Genomic DNA, 2,807 nt, shown 5'->3' with positions numbered 1-2,807 from the left:
AGCCGAAGCTCGCAAGGTGCCCGAGTTCATCGGTGAGGCGATTCGTTCCTGCCCCTGAGCCGCTGTGACGTTCCGTTCCCATGACCGCGAGGGGGAAGGCTGGACAAGGGAAACGTCCTTCAAAAAGAGCGTGTGCTGCACGTGCGCAACACCGCGACCGCGGCAGCTTCAGCGGGCGCGCGGGCCGCGGCGCCGCTCGAGGCGACGTCGACCGACGGTGCCAACCGCACCCGCGCCATCATCCGACAGTCTCTCGACGACCGGTACGCCGACGACGTCACCGCGCGGTACACCGTCGCCGGAGGAGTCGATACGGCTGAGGTCGTGGTCCGAGCTCAGGTTCCGGCGCTGGGACTGTTCGGTCCGGCGGTAGGGGTCACGGTTCGCGGTCACGCGATTCGCGAGCTGGAGCCGTGACCCAGCCACACCGAGGGACCGCGACGATCGAGTTCATCTGGCTCTCGATCCTGCTGCTGGTGCCGCTGCTGTACGTGCTGGTCGCGGTGTTCGACGCGCAACGAGCCGCCTACGGCACCTCGTCGGCCAGTCGGGCGGCTGCCCGCGCCTTCCTGCAGTCGCCCGATGTGGTCACTGGGGAGCGGCGGGCCCGATCCGCCGCACGGCTGGCCATGACCGATCAAGGTGTCGACGGTGCGACGGTCCAGATCTCGTGTCTTCCGACGTCCGCCGCGTGCCTGCAACCAGGGTCGTCGGTGCGGGTGTTCGTGCAGACCTCGCAGCGCCTGCCTCTGACCCCGTCTGTGCTGGGGGAGAACATCGGCTCCATCACGGTCGACAGCACCCACACCCAGCCCTATGGCACCTATCGGGCTCGGCGATGAGCCACGACCGCGGCACCATCACCGTCATGACGATCGGCTTCTTCGTCTTCCTGGGGTTGCTGATGGCGGTGGTCGTCAACGCCTCGGACGCTTTCCTTGAGCGCCGTGATCTGGACAACCTGGCCGACGGTGCCGCGCTGGCGGCAGCCGATGGTCTGAACCAGGCGGCGTTCTACACCGAGGGTGAGGTCGCTGTTGACGCCGGGGAAGCCCGCCGCCTCGTGGCGGGCTACGTCGCAGGGTCTGGCGCTCGCGTCGTCTGGGTCCAGGCGACGTCGGACCGCGTGGTGGTACGACTCGAGCGCTCCGTCCGCCTCGCCCTGAGTCCGCCCGCATTTCCCGCAACCACCACGGTCGTGGCAGAGGCTAGCTCGCAACTGAGGATCGTCGAGGGCCCCACGCCGAGTGCAGCTTTTGGTCTCATCGAAGACCGTGTCGGACGCGCCGAGGTAGGTGGTCGACCGCCGGCAGGGGCAAAGATCTGACCGACCTGCGCGCCTCAGCGACGGGACCGAGCGTTCTTCATGGAGACCGCCAGAGTGGCGTGGGAGCCGCCGACGGTGGCGGCGATGTCGTTGTAGGTGAGCCCCGACTCGAAGGCGTCGAGCAGAGCATCCTCGTAGATCTCGGTGGCCAGATCGACGGCCTCGTCGCGGTGCTGCTTGGCGCGGGCAAGTCGCTGCACGACCTCGGGCCCGAAGTCCGGGCGCTTGCGTTGAGCCATGACGGAGAGGATACGTGTGAAGATGGGCCCATGACCGACTCAGCAAACCCGGACTCTTCGAACGAGGCACTCAAGGCCAAGATGCGTGAGGCGCTGGAGAAGAAGAACAAGAAGCACCACCCCAGCCCGGAGAGCGCGGAGCACGACGGCAGCGAGAAGTCGCACGGCGCAGACAAGCCCATCGCCCAGCCGGAGTTCCGCCGCAAGAGCATCTGAGCGCACCTGTAATCTCGACAGGTGGCCACCGACTTCCCAGAACAGATCAAGGCGCTCGACGCGACCCTGACGTCGATCGAGAAGGTCCTCGACCTCGACTCCATCCGTGCCGAGATTGCGACGCTGCAGGATGAGGTTGGCGACCCGGGATTGTGGGACGACCAGGTCAACGCTCAGCGCGTCACGAGCCGCCTCTCGACACTTCAGGCCGAGGTCGAACGCGTCACCGGCCTGCGCCAACGACTCGACGACGTCGAGCTCATGCACGAGATGGCCGCCGAGGAAGGCGATGCCGACGCTGAGGCCGAGGTCACCAATGAGCTGGTCCGCATTCAGAAGGCGATCGACGTCCTCGAGATCCGCACGTTGCTGTCGGGCGAATACGACATCCGCGACGCGCTCGTGTCGATTCGGTCCGGCGCTGGCGGCGTCGATGCCGCCGACTTCGCGCTGATGTTGCAGCGCATGTACATCCGCTGGGCTGAGCGCCACGGCTACGCCGTCGAGGTCTACGACACGTCCTACGCCGAGGAGGCCGGGTTGAAGTCCACCACCTTCAGCATCAAGGCCCCGTACGCCTACGGCACCTTGTCGGTCGAGGCCGGCACTCACCGTCTGGTGCGCATCTCACCGTTCGACAACCAGGGCCGCCGTCAGACCTCGTTCGCCGCGGTCGAGGTCGTGCCAGTGCTCGAGGAGACCGACGAGATCGACTTGCCCGAAGAAGATGTGCGCGTCGACGTGTACCGCTCCTCGGGGCCTGGTGGACAGAGCGTCAACACCACCGACTCCGCCGTTCGCCTGACCCACATCCCCACCGGCACCGTCGTCAGCTGTCAGAACGAGAAGAGCCAGCTGCAGAACAAGGCCAGCGCCATGGTGATCCTCAAGGCAAAGCTGCTGGCGTTGAAGAAGGCCGAGGAGCGTGCCCACCTCGACGAGCTGCGCGGAGACGTCCAGGCCTCGTGGGGCGACCAGATGCGCAACTACGTGCTGAATCCGTACCAGATGGTCAAGGACCTGCG

General features: G+C 66.5%; 6 protein-coding genes. 5 read left to right on the top strand and 1 reads right to left on the bottom strand.

Features of this window, described 5'->3' with window-relative positions; all coding sequences use genetic code 11:
- The first annotated feature begins 132 nt into the window (after positions 1–132).
- The 3 genes from WB508_RS06150 to WB508_RS06140 are packed head-to-tail and all read left to right on the top strand — an operon-like array spanning position 133 to position 1,327.
- Positions 133–417, top strand: coding sequence for a pilus assembly protein (locus tag WB508_RS06150; protein WP_423844002.1), 285 nt, complete (start codon positions 133–135; stop codon positions 415–417).
- Entirely contained in the window at positions 414–842 is a 429-nt protein-coding gene (locus WB508_RS06145; RefSeq protein WP_423844001.1) for a hypothetical protein, read from the top strand. The genes WB508_RS06150 and WB508_RS06145 overlap by 4 nt, the downstream gene beginning before the upstream one ends.
- Positions 839–1,327 carry a pilus assembly protein TadG-related protein gene (locus tag WB508_RS06140; RefSeq protein WP_423844000.1) on the top strand — a complete coding sequence of 163 codons (489 nt, stop codon included), beginning with the start codon at positions 839–841 and terminating at the stop codon, positions 1,325–1,327. Before WB508_RS06145 ends, WB508_RS06140 begins: the two co-directional genes overlap by 4 nt.
- Positions 1,328–1,341: 14 nt before the next feature.
- Here the strand turns inward: WB508_RS06140 and WB508_RS06135 are convergent, their stop codons facing one another.
- Positions 1,342–1,566 carry a hypothetical protein gene (locus WB508_RS06135; protein WP_423843999.1) on the bottom strand — a complete coding sequence of 75 codons (225 nt, stop codon included), beginning with the start codon at positions 1,564–1,566 and terminating at the stop codon, positions 1,342–1,344.
- A 30-nt stretch (positions 1,567–1,596) separates the two neighbouring features.
- Between WB508_RS06135 and WB508_RS06130 the strand changes: the two genes are divergently transcribed.
- Positions 1,597–1,782, top strand: a complete 186-nt coding sequence (locus WB508_RS06130; protein WP_423843998.1) for a DUF5302 domain-containing protein — start codon at positions 1,597–1,599, stop codon at positions 1,780–1,782.
- Between the two features lie 21 nt (positions 1,783–1,803).
- The coding region (gene prfB / locus WB508_RS06125; protein ID WP_423843997.1) for a peptide chain release factor 2 at positions 1,804–2,807 on the top strand (1,004 nt) is incomplete at its 3' end.

The sequence above is a fragment of the Aeromicrobium sp. genome, from assembly GCF_049586495.1.
Classification (GTDB): domain Bacteria; phylum Actinomycetota; class Actinomycetes; order Propionibacteriales; family Nocardioidaceae; genus Aeromicrobium.
This window is presented reverse-complemented; position numbering and strand designations above follow the sequence as displayed.

Bases quoted from the DNA above. Each gene is read 5' to 3' on its own strand.
- WB508_RS06130 (WP_423843998.1), top strand. From the start codon at position 1,597: ATGACCGACTCAGCAAACCCGGACTCTTCGAACGAGGCACTCAAGGCC.
- WB508_RS06135 (WP_423843999.1), bottom strand. From the start codon at position 1,566: ATGGCTCAACGCAAGCGCCCGGACTTCGGGCCCGAGGTCGTGCAGCGA.
- WB508_RS06140 (WP_423844000.1), top strand. From the start codon at position 839: ATGAGCCACGACCGCGGCACCATCACCGTCATGACGATCGGCTTCTTC.